We start from the raw sequence: 15,184 nt of genomic DNA on the forward strand, positions 1-15,184 counted from the left end.
ATTAAAAAAAAGGAGAATATTATGAAAAAATTATTAATCGTTAGTTGTATCTGTATTTCAAGTGCACTTTTTGCGTTTCAGCCTGGTTTCAGTGTTTATGGTCTTTATGATTTTACAAATAAAGTAGACGTGAGCATGTCTGGGATAGATTTCGCTTACAATTACAAAGAAACCCCTGGAGTTGGATTAAGTTATTCAGAGTTAATCAACGACATTGGTTTCTCTATTGATTGTGCTTATTATTTGGACAGAACTGTTGATTCAGGAACTGCTTTTGGAATTACTGCTCCATTTTCAGGAACATTGGTTAAGTTTTCACAATTAATAACTCAAGCAAACTTACTAACTTCAATTAGTGACAATTTAATCGTTTTTGGAGGAATTAATTATACCTATATGTCTTTTACTAATACGTCTGCCAAATTAGAAGGTGATTTTGGTTATCAAGCTGGAGCAATTTTAGGCTCAGACACCTTATCTTTTAAATTAGCTTACCAACTTATTAACGGAAAACTTGTCTCAGAGTCAGGTATTTCATCTGACAAATTTACAGCAAGCGGATTAGTTGCTTCTGTAATGCTAACAATTTAGGAGATAGGTACAAATGAAAAAAAATAGAGCATTTACAGCTATCGTCTTTGTTTGCCTATTAGGAATACAGGTCATGGCATATACCCCCGCTGTCATAGGTGGAGTAAGAGATGGCACTGCTTTAGGATTAGTTTTTGAAAGTGGATCTCGTGTAAATGATCTGAATATAAGATTTGGACTAGAAGCCACTACTTCAAATACACCAGGAATTATGTTTGTCGGAGGAAAATGGTTTCTTCGTGACTTAAATAACACCAAATTACCTATGTTTTTAAATCTTGGTATTGTTGCATATCTTGGAAACGAAGCAAATGTGGGTCCTTATGTATCTATTATGTTAGAACGTTTTCTGGACATGCCAGATTTGTTTCTTGAGGTCGGGATAGACATAGTAACCTCGGGGAAACTACAAGCTCAGGTCGGATATTTTTTCTAAAAAATACCTGAAATGCTAAATGAATTATGGAAACTTAAAATAAGGAGGATTTGATTATGAAAAAAGTATTATTTTGCACTGTTTTAATGTCTTTATCTTTGTTAAGCATACCTTTTGCAGCGGCCCCCTACCCTGGGTTCTATCTAGGCGATAGTAAACGGGAGGTAAGTAATGGTTATGAAGTAGGGGTGACTCTGACAAAACCTGCTGACAATGTCCGATGGGCAACCGAAGCGAATTTAGGTGTCATTGCCTCAAGTAAACTTTATTTTACCTATGGACTAAACTTAATTTACAACGTTCTACCGTATAGCAATGTTATACCTTATGTCTTTACTGGAATTGGTGGCGACATTGGACAAAACAGTTTTTACGCTGGTTTAAATGTAGGCGCAGGTCTAAAGTTTATCCTAGCCCCAGATTGGATATATAGTCTGCAGACTAGGCATATTTGGTATGGTGAGCGTGACTCAGAATGGATGTTTGCCGGTATTCTAAATGTTCCCTTTGGAAATCGTAAAGAAACTATTGTTGTTGTGAATAACACCACGACTAATTACCGTGAACCAGTCGCAGTTATACCAGCAAAAGCTATTGTGGATAGCCAAGGTCAATTTTTAGGAATCAACCTTGACATCAATTTTGAGACTGACAGTGATGTCGTATCTCCCATTTATGCAGAGGATTTAAAGGACTTCGCTTATTATTTAAAAAAGCATCCAGAACAAAAAATTGAAATTCAGGGACACACCGATGATGAAATGTCTAAGCTCAATGATAATTTAGACTTGTCATACCGTAGAGCTTACTCAGTAGCCAAAGTACTAATTGTAAAATACGGAGTTTCTACTGATCAACTTATTGTCAAAGGTTACGGCTCACTCAAGCCTCTTGTTAAAAATAATTCCAAAGACAGCCGATCAATGAATCGTCGTATTCAAGCAGTATTGGTGAAACAACAATAATGACAAATAACACAAAGAAAAGGGAGGTAACTAAATGAAAATCTATAGAGTAGTTCGTGGTACTAGAATCTATAAAATTGTCAAAGAAATGAGTATTTATAAGATTATCCTGGCAACGTTACTGCTAATTGGGGTTATTGTTTGGGTTTACGCAGGATTGTTAAACATTCCCTTCACAAACAACCAACGAAATTCAGACTTTGATGGTGATGGTATTCCCAACTACCGTGATGAATTTCCTGACATACCAACAAAAGCTGTTGTGGACAATTCAGGTAATTTCTTAGCTTTAAACCTTGACGTTAACTTTGAGACCGATAGTGATGTAATTTCTGCAAGTTATAGTGAAAACATTAAAAAGTTTGCTACTTACCTAAAGAATCATCCTGACCAGAAAATAGAAATTCAAGGGCACACTGATGATGAAATGTCTAAACTCAACAATAATTTAGACTTGTCGTTCCGTAGAGCTTATTCGGTAGCCAAAATGCTGATAACTACCTATGGAGTTCCTACTGATCAACTTGTAGTGAAAGGTTATGGCTCACTCAACCCTTTAGTTACAAACAATTCTGAATACAACCGTTCACTGAATCGTCGTATTGAAGCAGTGTTGGTGAAATAACTGTGACTAATAATAATAAAAAAGAAAATGGAGGTAAAAATCATGAAAATATTTAAAAATTTTATTCCGGCATTATTACTAGTAGGACTAGTTTTTGTGTCTGGATGCGGAAGGGTACTTGACCACACTGATGCATCATCACCACCTACTCCATCACCCACAATAGCACCAATTGTGCTCTCTACAGTGCCAGCAAAAGATGCAACTGACGTCGCACTGAATAGCAATATTGTAGCAAGCTTTAGTGATGACATGGACCCCGCAACTATCACTTCGGAATCTTTTGTCTTAAAGGAATCATTAACAACTGTTGCCTCTGTTATTACTTGCATTGGAAAAGTGGGAACATTAAACCCCTCTAACAATCTTTTAGCCAATACTGTTTATACAGCAACGCTCACTACTGCTATTAAAAACGTAGCTGGTGATTCTTTGACTACGTCTAAAACCTGGAGTTTTACTACTGGTGTTGCTATAGATGCAACTGCACCAACTGTGCTTTCTACGGTTCCTGCAAATGGGGTCAATGGGACAGCCATTAATAGTAATATAACTGCAACTTTCAGTGAACCAATGAACGCAGCAACCATTACATCAACATCCTTTACTTTAAAACAAGGAGCTACTCCAATTACTGCAACTGTAACTTATGCTGGTAACATAGGAACGCTAAATCCAGACAGCAATCTCTTAAACAGTAAAGTTTATACTGCAGAAATTACTACCTTTGTAAGCGACCTTGCAGGTAATAATTTGGTTGCTACGAAAAACTGGAGTTTTACTACGGCTGTAGCAGCAGATACTACTGCACCAACGGTTCTATCTACACTTCCTGCACATGGAGCTACTGGTATAGCAATTGCCAGCAACTTAACTGCAAACTTCAGTGAGGCAATGAATGCCGCAACTATTACATCTGTATCCTTTACTTTAAAACAAGGGATTACTCCAATTGCTGCAAATGTAACTTATGTTGGAACTTCTGGTATTTTAAACCCAGCTAGTAACCTTGCTTATAGCACTGTTTATACAGCATCAATTACTACTGCAGTGAAAGACACTGCAGGAAACGCTTTAGCAACTACTAAAACTTGGAGTTTTACGACTGTTGCTGCACCAGATACTACTGCACCAACGGTTCTATCTACACTTCCTGCACATGGAGCTACTGGTATATACATTGATAGTAATGTTACAGCTAATTTTAGCGAAGCAATGAATGCCTCAACCATCACAGCTCTATCCTTTACGTTAAAACAAGGAGCTACTCCAATTACTGCGACTGTAGCTTACATTGGTAACGTTGGAACACTAAACCCAGATAATGATTTATTAGCAAATACAGTCTACACTGCAGAAATCGCAACTACCGTTAAAGACGTTGCTGGTAATTCTTTAGTTGTTACGAAAAACTGGACTTTTACTACAGCTATTGCCGATATGCCTTTAGCAGTAAATCTTAGAACTGCTGGTGATTTCGCAGTGATATCCAAAGCTGGAATCTCAGCTGATGGAGGAAACTCAATTGTTGGAGACATTGGAGTTAGCCCAATCGGTGCTACAGCTATTACTGGTTTTGGATTAACAATGGATAGCTCAGGTACTTTTTCTGCATCCTCTTTGGTAACTGGAAAGGTTTATGCTGCTGATTATACGGCACCAACTCCAACCAAAATGACTACTGCCATAGGTGATATAGAAACAGCCTTTACTGATGCTGCAGGAAGAACTAATCCTACTGCAACTGAACTAGGAGCTGGAGATATCGGTGGCTTGACAATTCCTAAAGGTCTCTACAAATGGGGAACAGCGCTATTAATCCCAACCGATGTAACTCTCGCAGGAAGCTCAACAGATGTATGGATATTCCAAATTGCTGGTAACCTTATTCTGTCTTCAGGAGCAAAAATTCTTTTAACTGGTGGAGCAAAGCCTGAAAATATTTTTTGGCAGGTTGAAGGATCGACGATACTTAACACAACTGCACATCTTGAAGGAATCATCTTATGTAAAACATTAATTAGCATGAAGACAAGTTCAACTATTAAAGGAAGAATGTTAGCACAAACCGCAATTACTTTGGGAACTGGAGCAACAGTAACAAAGCCGTAAGAATAAAGAAAGGAAACTAAAATGAAAAAGAGTAAAGTTTTTATGATTCTATTGTTTGTATTCTTAAGTGCGCAGTGTATGGCTTATTCCCCCGCAATCATAGGGGGAGTAAGAGGCGATGGTACAACTTTAGGGCTAGTTTTTGACAGTGGCGTACCTTCAAATGATTTAACCATTAGGTTTGGTATAGAAGGTAATGCTACAGATACTCCAGGGATAGTATTTGTAGGAGGCAAATGGTTTCTACGTGATGTAGACAACACTAGATTCCCCATGTTTTTGAATATTGGACTGGTCGGATTTATGGGAAAGACAACGACGGTAGGACCATATGTATCCATAATTATGGAGCGAATGATCAATCTTCCAGGTCTATTCCTTGAATTTGGTATTGACCTAGCAAGCTCAGTAAAACTACAAGCTCAGGTTGGGTATTTTTTCTAAAACATAATTAAAGGAGGACTGAAGATGAAAACAAACAACATTTTAACTATTATCTTATTTGCAGGAATCATAAGTATTACTCAAGCAGAAGTTAACATTAATCTTGGTCCTCCTCCGATTACAGTCACAACACCTTCAGAACTAATTGTTATACCTAAGACTGGTATAAGCTTTTTGCCAAGTAGTAATTGTTCCTCTGCTATCTTCTTCTATAATGATTTCTGGTGGACTCCACAAAAAAATGGTTGGCACAAAGCAAGACTACTTGAAGGTCCTTGGGAGATTCTTTTAAGTAAAAACATCCCCAGTGATTTTATCTTAATGCCAAAAAATTACCGCGAAGTTTATGAAGAAAAAATTTCTATTGATTACTATCAATGGAGAGAAAAATATCTAGATAAAGAACACCACCACGACTAATAAACATTCTTCGCATATAAATCACGGTAATTCCAATAATTACGCATGACAACTTTTACATAATTTCTGGTCTCTGTATAAGGAATCTGCTCTATAAAGTCTTCTGTCTGTAGCTGTCTATTTTCTGATACCCAAACTGCCGTTCTATTTGGGCCTGCATTATAACAAGACAAAACATACTCTTTGTTATTAGGATGCCTTTTGGTCATTTCTGCAAAATAATTAACTCCAAACATTATATTTGTTGAAGGGTCATCAAGGTCATACTTATCCAGATTAAAGCCACGCGCTACTGCCTTAGCTGTTGGCAACATCAGTTGCATTAATCCACGCGCATTACTCTTCGAAATAGCTTTAGCATTAAACCTGCTTTCTTGTCGCATTAACGCTAAAACCATATATGGATCCAATCCATATTTCTGCGATTCCTTATTCACATCTTCCCAAAAATAAAGTGGATTTGCCTTTTCCCAAAAAACCGTTGGCATAGTATATAGCTTACCTTTGTTTTGATGATTTCTCCAAACAACATCGCTTATTCCCAATGCATTATACTGGTCATTATTTTTCTCATATAATTCTATCAAATAAAGAGCCAAAGCAAGATTACTAGTATTGGCAAAAAACTTAGGTCTTAAGAACAAAGCAGCGGTTTCATAGTCACCTAGCTCTATAAAAAAAGCAGCTCTTTGACTCAGCATTTTTATATCAATATCTTTGTTTAAAACATCTGGTTCTCTTCTGAAACTCTTACCTAAGCATCTAGCTGCAAGATGGCCATAATAAGTCCAAGGATACTCTTTAAATAGTCTTTCATACAGTTCCTTCCTTCTGATAGGGGTAGTTTCTGATAAAAGAGTTAAAATAAACAAAGAAACTGGTCCCACTGTTTGGTCTACTTTCTCTTTCTCTACAACTTCATCAAAATATTTCTCTGCTGATAAATAATTACCAGAAATGTACAACATTCTTCCTAACTGAAACCGTATCTCATCTGACGTTTGCCTCTCTGGAAACATCTTCAAATAAGTAACATAGCACTCTTCTGCTTCGGCATATCGATCATTAATGCGGTACAAACTAGCTAATTCTAGTAAAACAGTCTCCATTAAATATAAATTACTACTATAATTCTCTCTTAGATGAAGATAAGCTTCTATTCCAGCATCAATACCCTTCTGCACATAAATAAGTTTTGCTTTCTGAATTCTTGCTAAATTACTAAATCGTTTGTCGCTAGAATTTATTACATCTGCAAAAAAACTATAAGCAGCAGCATATTCGCCGAGCTTAGTAGCGTTTATTCCCGAAAGATATTTGGCCTCAATTACTTTGTCAGCCGACGGATAGTTTTTAAACCAATAACTAAAAGCCTTTTTACTGTCTGCCCATCTAGCTCTTGAATTATATATTTTTGCTAAATTCCAAACCTCTGCCGAACTCAATTTACCCCATGCTTCTTTAGTAAAAGAATAGTCTAAAATCTCATTTCTCAAACTTTGCGCAAAGATAAAATCAGGATACATTTTAAGCAATTGCTCATATATAGGAATGGAATCTTCCCTAGAAGATAATTTAGCATAATAATACAAAGCAAAATCCTGAACTTCAGAAGTTGTTTGACTAATATTTCTCAACAAAATATAGCTTTCCATCTTTTGCTCTGTGTTAAACAATTTTCTAGCTCTAGAATAATCACTTAAAGTATCTGCAAAAGTAAAAGTTGCTAATAAAATTACAAAAAAAAGAAGGTTGGTGAGAATGTTTTTCATAACTTGATTTTCAATTACAAAACCAAATTTGTCTACAAAAAAAGGAGGCTTAACGCCTCCTTTCTAATGTTATTTGTACAATTAACTAAAATTAATCTTCAGAAATAGCGTTTACTGGACAAGTGTCAACACAGGCACCACAAGAAATACAACTTGATGCGTCGATTACTCTTTTGTCATCCGCTTCAGAGATAGCTTCTACTGGACATGAAGAATCACATGCACCACAGATAATACAATCATCACTACTAATCTTATAAACCATTCTTTACCCTCCTTTACTAACAAAATCAGAAATATGTTACGACCGCCTAAACTAAATGTCAACCTTCAAGAGGTCATCCAAACCAAAAGGCTAAACCTACCTGCATTTGACTTGTTTTTTCTATAAGAATAGAAAATTTTTCCGCATATAGTACATTCATCTTCAACAAAAATCATTTCTTGTCTAATACCACAAGACAACAACTGCTCTTTGAGGATAATTTCCAAATCAAAAAACAATTTATCATCCTTATAATTAAAGGCCGAGCTGTTATCTTTAAAAGTTTCTCTGAACTCTTCACCAACTTCATAACAACAACCTTTAGCGAAAGGAGAGACAATAACTTTCGTGAATTTATGATCACAACCCATTTCAGCTTTCATATGCTCAAGCACCCTAGGAATGATTCTCCCAAGAGTCCCCTTCCATCCGGAATGAATGGCTGCCAAAACCCCACTCTCTTCATTATAAAGACCGATCAAGGGACAATCTGCTCCTTGTACCATCAAGACAAGGTCTTTCTCGCTAGTAATCAAGGCATCTACATTATTAAGTGCACTCTCACCATTAAGGGCCCCTTTAGAGGCATCCTCCATTCCTACCACATAAAAATCTGAGGAATGACTCTGTTTCATAACAACTAAATTCTCAATTAACAAACCTAGTTTAGTGCAAATAGCTTTACGATTAGCTAAAACGTCACCTGTCCCTGCATAAAAAGAAATATTACCATCATCACGATTAGAAATGTAGTAATTAAAGCCCACTACTCTTGATAACCTTTAGACCTTTTTCTCTTTTTTCAATTAATACTCCTTCAACATCTTTTAAAGAATTAATTAATTGCAGCCCTGCCTCTGTACCCATCACAAAGATACCAGTTGCTAAGGCATCTGCTTTGGCAACATTATCGGCAACAATAGTAACGCTCAATAAATCATTAAAAACAGGATAACCTGTTTTGACATCAATGATGTGATGATATTTTTTGCCACCTTCATGTAGCCTAAAGTTCCTATAGCTACCACTTGTGGCAACACCTTTGTTCTTTAACCTCAGCATCAACATCGCGCTGTTGTTATTTTCTGGATTAACAATAATAACATCCCAACCATCACGATAAAACTCGTCACCTTTAACGTAAAGTTCTCCTCCAATTTCTACCATAAAATCCTTTTGTTCAAACTTAGTCAAAACAGCAACCAATCTGTCTACAGCATAGCCCTTAGCGATTGAAGCAAGGTCGATAGTGACGTTTTCTTTTTTCACAACGCTGTTGTCAGCAATGATTAATTTATCATAACCTACAAAGCTTAACATTGATTCAATCTCTAGTGTGGATGGATACGTATATTTATTCTCTCGTCCAAAACCCCAAAGCCGAACAAGTGGATCAACTGTCGGATCATAGTACCCATTAGTTTCTAAATACGTCTCTTTAGCTAAAGACAAAACACTATATAATTCATCACCTAAATCATATTTTACATTAACTGAAGCTGAATTTAATTTACTAACCTCGCTATTTGGTTCAAATGTTGAAAAGATAAGATTCAGCTTATACAACTCATCCTCAATCGCTACTTTCATTTCTCGCAACTTTTCAGAATTAATCAACCTAGCATAAATTACTACCTTATAAGTAGTCCCCATTGTATAACCGGAAAACTCATAGGCTTGTCTATTAAAAAATAAATATAAAAACAAGGAAAGCATAATTACTAACAAAAAAAGACTATTTATTTTTTTCTTCACTCAAATATCCTTTTTGAAAATAATACTCTCGCAGAAGCAACTTCTTCCATTTACCTAAAGTTTGACCACTTTCAAGAATAACAAGCCACTTCTCTCGTAACTGATTTTTTCTTGATAAATAATTAAAGATCATTTTATTTAAAAAATTGATACCTAAAAAACTTTTTAAAGATGGATATTTTTGAATAATCAAATGTACTGATTTTCCCATATTTTCTCTTCTGTAAATTTCTTCCACATCAGACCAGACGTGAAAATGATAATTTTCTGCTTTATCCGAATAAATTAGCTTTTTACCTTGTTTTCTTAAAAGCTCAAAGCCAAAGGCAACATCTTCCCAACCATAATTTTTGAACATTTCATCAAATCCACCAAATTCTTCAAAAAATTTCTTAGGAAAAGATAAGTTACCAGTCAAACAATAATAAAAATCTAGTCTTTGTTTATGCTTAACATGATGCGTAATATATGGTCTTCGTAAATGCTCCAAAACAGGCAAAGACTCTTTAGTTAATACCCAAGTCTTTCCTTCCACTAAAACATTAAAATCATTTTCTTGTTGAAGATTCAAATGTTCCTTCAGTAAATCTCTATGAGCAATCATGTCTGCATCAGTAATTAATACAAGTTTAGCTGACGCCTCTTTTATCCCTCTGTTTCTTGCCGAAGCCTTGCCTTCATTCTTTTGTCTGAAATATTTAAGAGAATATTTATATTTAGCTGTAACAATAAATTTATCTGTACCATCATCACTCTCACTATCCACAACAAGCACTTCATATAAATCAGGTTGGAGTGATTGGTCATTTAATGAATCCAAAACTAACTTAAGTTTATCCTTTAGATTATAAGTACCGATAACAACACTAATTTTTTTTCCCATGAATCTATTGTATTAAAACTACCCAAATTTGCAATTACTCTTTTAATATGATACTTTTAGCTATTAGGGGGATTTTCAATTATGAAAAATATTAATGTATCATACATTGATGACGTATGTTATCTTGTGATTAACGGTGACATTGAATTTAATGAATCAGAACAATTGTTAGACAAGGTTAACTCCTTAATGATAAAACCTCATCCCAAAATAGTGATTGATTTAGGAAACTGTAAATATATCGACAGTCTTGGACTAAGCACCTTTAATCGAGTCCACGAAATTTCCAAAAAAAATAACAAAAAACTAATACTTTGTAACTTAGATAAAGATTGTGAAGATATTCTGTTTATGACAACTCTTTGGAACAAAGTTCCAATCTTGAAAGACCTAAAAAGTTGTATTCAATCTGCTAACTGATAACAGATAACTGTTGCTACTGCGAATCCGCCATCATGGGAAATAGAAAGATCACACGATATATTATTCTGTTCGATAAAATCTTTTGTCTTACCAGTAAAAACCAAATAAGGACGCCCATCTTCTTCGTGTGTCACAGAGACTTCTTTCATTATTAAATCTTTAATACTAGAAACTGCCTTGAAGAATGCTTCCTTAGCTGCAAATCGAGCAGCCATTCGGTTGAGTTTTAGTGACTCATTATCCGACTTAAAGATGTAAGCTAATTCCTCTTCAGAAAAAACACGGTTTTTAAAATGCTCGTCTTTAAGAATTTCCTTAAATCTTTCTACAGAAACAACATCAATTCCAGTGGTGTATTTATTTGCCATGTTTTTTTTCATAAAGGTAAAGCTGAAACAATTCATAAGGAATAAGATACATTCTGGTAATCCTACTAGGTTCTTGTAATAATCTAAAAAACCACTCTATCCCCATTTTCTGCATCCAAAGTGGTGCTCTTTTTAACACTCCAGCAATAACATCAAAGCTCCCACCAACAGTTATTTTGATTGGCACCGCTAATTGAGCTTTATGTTTGTTAATAAAAACTTCTTGTTTAGGAAAGCCTGTACCGACAAATAAAATATCCGCGCCACTCTTGTTTATCTGCGCAACTAGCTCATTTTCTTCGTTTTCAGCGAAATAGCCATGATGACTACCAACTACGTTAAAGGAAGGAAACAACTTAGCGGTATTGCTCACAGCTTTGTCTACTATTTCTTGTTTAGCTCCTAAGTAAAAAACCTTATATTGTCTTTCTTGATTAGTGCCTAGTGCATAAATCGTATCTATTCCAGTTACTCTTTTGGTAAAACCTTTTCTGAAAACCTTTGCTAATTTAACTAAAGTGATACTATCAGGCAACAAAATATCTGCGGATTTGAGGATACCCGAAAGATAAGAATCTTTATAAGAAGCATAAAGAATCTCAGTGGTGGGAGTTATTATAAAACAACTCTGGTTTTTTCTAAGGTAATTATCAATTTCTTTAATCAGACTTTGGTAGTTTCCAGAAAAAAAAGAAAATCCTAATAAGTTATTATCCATGAATCCTTCACTTGTAAAGTATTACAATAATTTACTAGAAATAGCTGGTTTTGTCTAATGAATTATAGTTCAAAAGAACTTTATTAGAACATTTCCAATCAGCTCTGGAATAGAATCCTTCTCAACATCATCCATACAACAAGTGAGTACATTCTTCTGTGCCACCCTATCTTTATAAAGCATTACTAGCCTATTATCTGCATCTTTCACGGAAGGAAGAATCGTTTGTTTCACCATAGAAGCAAAACCTGCGCCTTTGTCTCCGTTACCTAAATAGACAAAGGGCGTTCTTGCTGCTGCACTAAAAATAAGACTATGATATCTTTGGCCAATAAAAAAATCCATCTGCTTAATATTTCCCATTAGATGACAAGGATCACCCTCTTCCAGAATGTCGATTTTTAATTTTTTCTTTAATAATGAATAGATAGGTATGTCTTCTGGATTAAAAGGCACAAATATCAAATCCACATTGGTCTTTTTTTGAAAATCGACTAAAAGATTCAAATAATGATTGGTTAATTGGCCTGACATTATATTAATCCCAACATATCCCTGATATTGATTATCTTTTTGATAAGGTTGCAATAAAAAAGCAGTATCCATCACAAAACCAATTTTTTTCTTAATTTTAAGATCATTTTTTAAATAATCAATACTGCGAAAATCTCGCGCACTAACTCTATGCGCTAAAAAAATGGCTCTCCTCAAAAGTCTTCTGCTAATAAAATGTTTTAATCTATCGAAACCTTGGGAATATAAAACCAACTTCTTTTTATACAATCTACAAAGCTCTGCCACTCCAGTATAATAAAACATGTTAAGAATACTTGTTTGATCTTGAAACAAACTACCGCCAGAAAAAACAATCAAATCGCAATAATTCACACCAGCAATTAAATGGGTAATTTTTTTTCTTGAGAAAACAATCACGTCATATTTTTCTTTAGTAATCTCTGGAGAGTCTGTGAACACAGCTATCTTAATTGGTACATGATACTTTTTACATTGGCTAATCATTGCACGAAGAATAGCCTCGTCGCCAACATTATTATTGCCAAAAAAACCAACCAGCCCTATTTTCATTAGTAAACTAAAAGATACCTTTCAATAGCCCTAACCGCTAAATGTGCATCATTGATTGCTGAAACTGACATACTATTGGAATTTATTCTACAGGAACCAACAGCGTATACTCCTGGAATGGCAGTTTCCATATCCTCATTAACTTGCAAGTAATTATCTTTGTATAACAACTCCTCCTCAATAAAAAAAGTATTGGCTACCGACAAGCTACAATCAAAAACACAATCAACATCCAAAACTTCACCATTTGTTAATAATATTTTTTCTATCTGCTCTTCACCAACTAGATCAAAAAACCGTTCATTAGAAACTGAAACGTTTGCTAAAGAATATAGTCTTTCAGACGTTTCTGCACTTACTTCTGCAACCTCTGTCTCTAGTACTAAATGGACTTTACGAACCAACGGGCTGAAATATTCTGCTATTCTAAACGCATGAATATTGTTACCAAGCACAGCTAAATTTTTACCCATATAATATACAATGTCCATCATGGGATCTATTGCCAAATCAAGGTGGACATTGGGAGTCTCTCTTTTTCTGAAAGTTATGCCAGTAGCAAAAACAACTGTTTTTGCTAACATAATCCCATTCTGAGTACATATCTTTTTTACTCTAGAGGATAATTCAAAAACAGAAACCACCTTGCTATACATAACATGAATATTTTTATCTTTTAATAAATACTCTACTCTACTTTTAGAAAAAACATCACTCTGAGATAAAAGCCCCAGCTCTCTAAACTGAGAAACGACCTCCAAAACACTTAGAACTCCAGTTTCCTCGATTATTACAACACTAAGTCCTTTATCTGCAGCTTCAATGGCCGTACTTAAGCCTGAAACCCCACCACCAATAACAAGCACATCGTAAACAAAAGGAAAATCCTCCTGTAACTTTTTGAAGTCAATGGCTTCTAGAGTTTCCATGCTAATTACCGTTACTAATCATAAAGTTGGTTTTGTTGTCTGAATAAATCTTGTTTTTTTTCAAATCCAAAGTAATATCATTACTCTTTAAAACATTTTTCCCCTGATTAACTATTGCTTCTCCTTTAAAAATCATCAGACCTTTGTCTGGGTAATAGACAAGTTTCTGGCTATACACAATATACTCTTTGTAAATCACTTGCACATCCTTGAAAGCATTGACGATATTCTTTTCTCTGTCAAAAACCATTTCTTGACAATAAATTTTGACTTCTAAATAGTCAGCAATGATATTATCAAAAAGATTTATTTTATTTTTGGATTCTTTATAATTAGCTTTGTCTGCTCGAATGATCAGCTTGCCCTGTTCAATAACTATTTTTTCATTTGCTTCAAAATAATTGGTAGAAAGATTTACTTCAAACCTTTCGGCCTTAATATTTACAGGATTATCCTCTGCTGCAAAGCAAACTAAAAAAACAAATAGTGAAACAAATATTATTACTCTACTCATTGTAAAACAAACTCCCCTCCTCTATAAGTTTTCAACAGAAGCCTTGTCATATCATATTCTAATTCATTCCCACTGTAAACGTGCTGACCGCGTTTAAAATAAACGTTAGAGCTTGCATAAACTACTCCCCTATCAAGATAATAATCAATAACATCAGCAGAAATAATCAAACCATCTTCAGAGTTAATGGTCGATTCATGCATAATAAACTTTTTGTCAAAAATCTCTATTTTTTTGGCAACTACATTAAACTCTAGCTCTCCTTGCAAAAAATGTTCGATGTTTGCATTCAGAAGAACAAGGTTTGGTTCATTTGTTTTTGAAGGTGATTTATAAGTGTAATCAACCCTCAAAAAAATTAAGTATAATAAAACCACAAAAGCAAAAAAGAAAAAATATTTAATTCTCATTTTTTAGGTTATCTATGGAATATCTATTAAAGACACTGGATGCTTGCATGGATCCAACTTTAATCAAAGTTCCGGCTAAACCAAAAAAATCCCCTGTTTGTTGTTGACCATAACCTTTTGCAAGAAATAACGCCATTCCATCTGGCTCATATCGAATAGCATTATCAATTATCCTCAGTGCTGTTCGCCAGTCTTTCTTTTCACCATGAATATACGCGATGTAACCAAGAGCCCAACCTTTAACAGACCTTTCTGGGCTTAACTCAACTACTTTATAAAAATAATTTTTTGCTTCTTCTTTTCTATCATTGAAATATAAAGCAAAAGCATAGTTAAAATTCGCTTTCCAATCATTAGTTGCCATTTCTAATTCAATCGCAGTCTCAGTTAAAATTTTCTGATTGTATTCACTATCTATTTTGTTAATTGCGGCTAGCTCATCAAATCCCTCTTGTAAAAAACCAGTAT

Annotated in this window: 20 protein-coding genes; 8 read left to right on the forward strand and 12 right to left on the reverse strand. The window is 34.7% G+C overall.

Translation table 11 applies throughout. From position 1 onward, the window contains the following. Positions 1 to 21: 21 nt before the first annotated feature. The 7 genes from PHF25_05735 to PHF25_05765 are packed head-to-tail and all read left to right on the forward strand — an operon-like array spanning position 22 to position 5,593. Entirely contained in the window at positions 22 to 591 is a 570-nt protein-coding gene (locus PHF25_05735; protein MDD4527522.1) for a hypothetical protein, read from the forward strand. A gap of 13 nt (positions 592 to 604) precedes the next feature. After that, entirely contained in the window at positions 605 to 1,027 is a 423-nt protein-coding gene (locus PHF25_05740; GenBank protein MDD4527523.1) for a hypothetical protein, read from the forward strand. A gap of 56 nt (positions 1,028 to 1,083) precedes the next feature. Further along, on the forward strand, positions 1,084 to 1,992 hold the full coding sequence (locus PHF25_05745; GenBank protein MDD4527524.1) for an OmpA family protein: 909 nt from the start codon (positions 1,084 to 1,086) through the stop codon (positions 1,990 to 1,992). 34 nt (positions 1,993 to 2,026) lie between these two features. Beyond that, positions 2,027 to 2,617, forward strand: coding sequence for an OmpA family protein (locus PHF25_05750; GenBank protein ID MDD4527525.1), 591 nt, complete (start codon positions 2,027 to 2,029; stop codon positions 2,615 to 2,617). A gap of 42 nt (positions 2,618 to 2,659) precedes the next feature. After that, positions 2,660 to 4,729 (forward strand): Ig-like domain-containing protein, encoded by a 2,070-nt coding sequence (locus tag PHF25_05755; GenBank protein ID MDD4527526.1) that lies wholly within the window; start codon positions 2,660 to 2,662, stop codon positions 4,727 to 4,729. 21 nt (positions 4,730 to 4,750) lie between these two features. Then, complete coding sequence (locus tag PHF25_05760; GenBank protein MDD4527527.1) at positions 4,751 to 5,173, forward strand: hypothetical protein; 423 nt, start codon at positions 4,751 to 4,753, stop codon at positions 5,171 to 5,173. Between the two features lie 24 nt (positions 5,174 to 5,197). Then, positions 5,198 to 5,593, forward strand: coding sequence for a hypothetical protein (locus tag PHF25_05765; protein MDD4527528.1), 396 nt, complete (start codon positions 5,198 to 5,200; stop codon positions 5,591 to 5,593). Here PHF25_05765 and PHF25_05770 read toward each other — a convergent pair. The 5 genes from PHF25_05770 to PHF25_05790 form a co-directional block, all read right to left on the reverse strand. Beyond that, complete coding sequence (locus PHF25_05770) at positions 5,590 to 7,365, reverse strand: transglycosylase SLT domain-containing protein (protein ID MDD4527529.1); 1,776 nt, start codon at positions 7,363 to 7,365, stop codon at positions 5,590 to 5,592. The genes PHF25_05765 and PHF25_05770 overlap by 4 nt on opposite strands. A gap of 91 nt (positions 7,366 to 7,456) precedes the next feature. After that, positions 7,457 to 7,630, reverse strand: a complete 174-nt coding sequence (locus PHF25_05775; protein MDD4527530.1) for a 4Fe-4S binding protein — start codon at positions 7,628 to 7,630, stop codon at positions 7,457 to 7,459. Positions 7,631 to 7,695: 65 nt separating this feature from the next. Continuing rightward, positions 7,696 to 8,397, reverse strand: a complete 702-nt coding sequence (gene pgeF / locus PHF25_05780; GenBank protein MDD4527531.1) for a peptidoglycan editing factor PgeF — start codon at positions 8,395 to 8,397, stop codon at positions 7,696 to 7,698. Then, complete coding sequence (locus PHF25_05785; protein ID MDD4527532.1) at positions 8,387 to 9,385, reverse strand: FAD:protein FMN transferase; 999 nt, start codon at positions 9,383 to 9,385, stop codon at positions 8,387 to 8,389. The genes pgeF and PHF25_05785 overlap by 11 nt, the downstream gene beginning before the upstream one ends. Further along, positions 9,366 to 10,268 (reverse strand): glycosyltransferase, encoded by a 903-nt coding sequence (locus tag PHF25_05790; protein MDD4527533.1) that lies wholly within the window; start codon positions 10,266 to 10,268, stop codon positions 9,366 to 9,368. The genes PHF25_05785 and PHF25_05790 overlap by 20 nt, the downstream gene beginning before the upstream one ends. An 81-nt stretch (positions 10,269 to 10,349) precedes the next feature. Here PHF25_05790 and PHF25_05795 point away from each other — a divergent pair, with 81 nt between their 5' ends. After that, positions 10,350 to 10,688 carry an STAS domain-containing protein gene (locus PHF25_05795; GenBank protein MDD4527534.1) on the forward strand — a complete coding sequence of 113 codons (339 nt, stop codon included), beginning with the start codon at positions 10,350 to 10,352 and terminating at the stop codon, positions 10,686 to 10,688. Here PHF25_05795 and acpS read toward each other — a convergent pair. From acpS to PHF25_05830, 7 genes are all read right to left on the reverse strand, one after another. Then, a complete protein-coding gene (gene acpS, locus PHF25_05800; protein MDD4527535.1) occupies positions 10,673 to 11,095 on the reverse strand; it encodes a holo-ACP synthase in 423 nt (140 codons plus the stop codon). The two genes, PHF25_05795 and acpS, sit on opposite strands and share 16 nt — an antisense overlap. Beyond that, complete coding sequence (locus PHF25_05805) at positions 11,049 to 11,777, reverse strand: WecB/TagA/CpsF family glycosyltransferase (protein ID MDD4527536.1); 729 nt, start codon at positions 11,775 to 11,777, stop codon at positions 11,049 to 11,051. Before PHF25_05805 ends, acpS begins: the two co-directional genes overlap by 47 nt. Positions 11,778 to 11,846: 69 nt before the next feature. Beyond that, the gene (locus tag PHF25_05810; GenBank protein ID MDD4527537.1) at positions 11,847 to 12,863 is read right to left on the reverse strand and encodes a polysaccharide pyruvyl transferase family protein; all 1,017 of its coding nucleotides are present in this window, start codon (positions 12,861 to 12,863) and stop codon (positions 11,847 to 11,849) included. Beyond that, positions 12,863 to 13,792 carry an NAD(P)/FAD-dependent oxidoreductase gene (locus tag PHF25_05815; GenBank protein ID MDD4527538.1) on the reverse strand — a complete coding sequence of 310 codons (930 nt, stop codon included), beginning with the start codon at positions 13,790 to 13,792 and terminating at the stop codon, positions 12,863 to 12,865. Before PHF25_05815 ends, PHF25_05810 begins: the two co-directional genes overlap by 1 nt. A 1-nt stretch (position 13,793) precedes the next feature. Continuing rightward, the gene (locus PHF25_05820) at positions 13,794 to 14,306 is read right to left on the reverse strand and encodes an LptA/OstA family protein (GenBank protein MDD4527539.1); all 513 of its coding nucleotides are present in this window, start codon (positions 14,304 to 14,306) and stop codon (positions 13,794 to 13,796) included. After that, the gene (locus tag PHF25_05825) at positions 14,303 to 14,716 is read right to left on the reverse strand and encodes a hypothetical protein (protein ID MDD4527540.1); all 414 of its coding nucleotides are present in this window, start codon (positions 14,714 to 14,716) and stop codon (positions 14,303 to 14,305) included. Before PHF25_05825 ends, PHF25_05820 begins: the two co-directional genes overlap by 4 nt. Further along, on the reverse strand, positions 14,706 to 15,184 hold a 479-nt coding region (locus PHF25_05830; protein MDD4527541.1), incomplete at its 5' end, for a hypothetical protein. The genes PHF25_05830 and PHF25_05825, both read right to left, overlap by 11 nt.

Source organism: Candidatus Margulisiibacteriota bacterium, from assembly GCA_028706105.1.
GTDB lineage: Bacteria > Margulisbacteria > Riflemargulisbacteria > GWF2-35-9 > DYQY01 > DYQY01.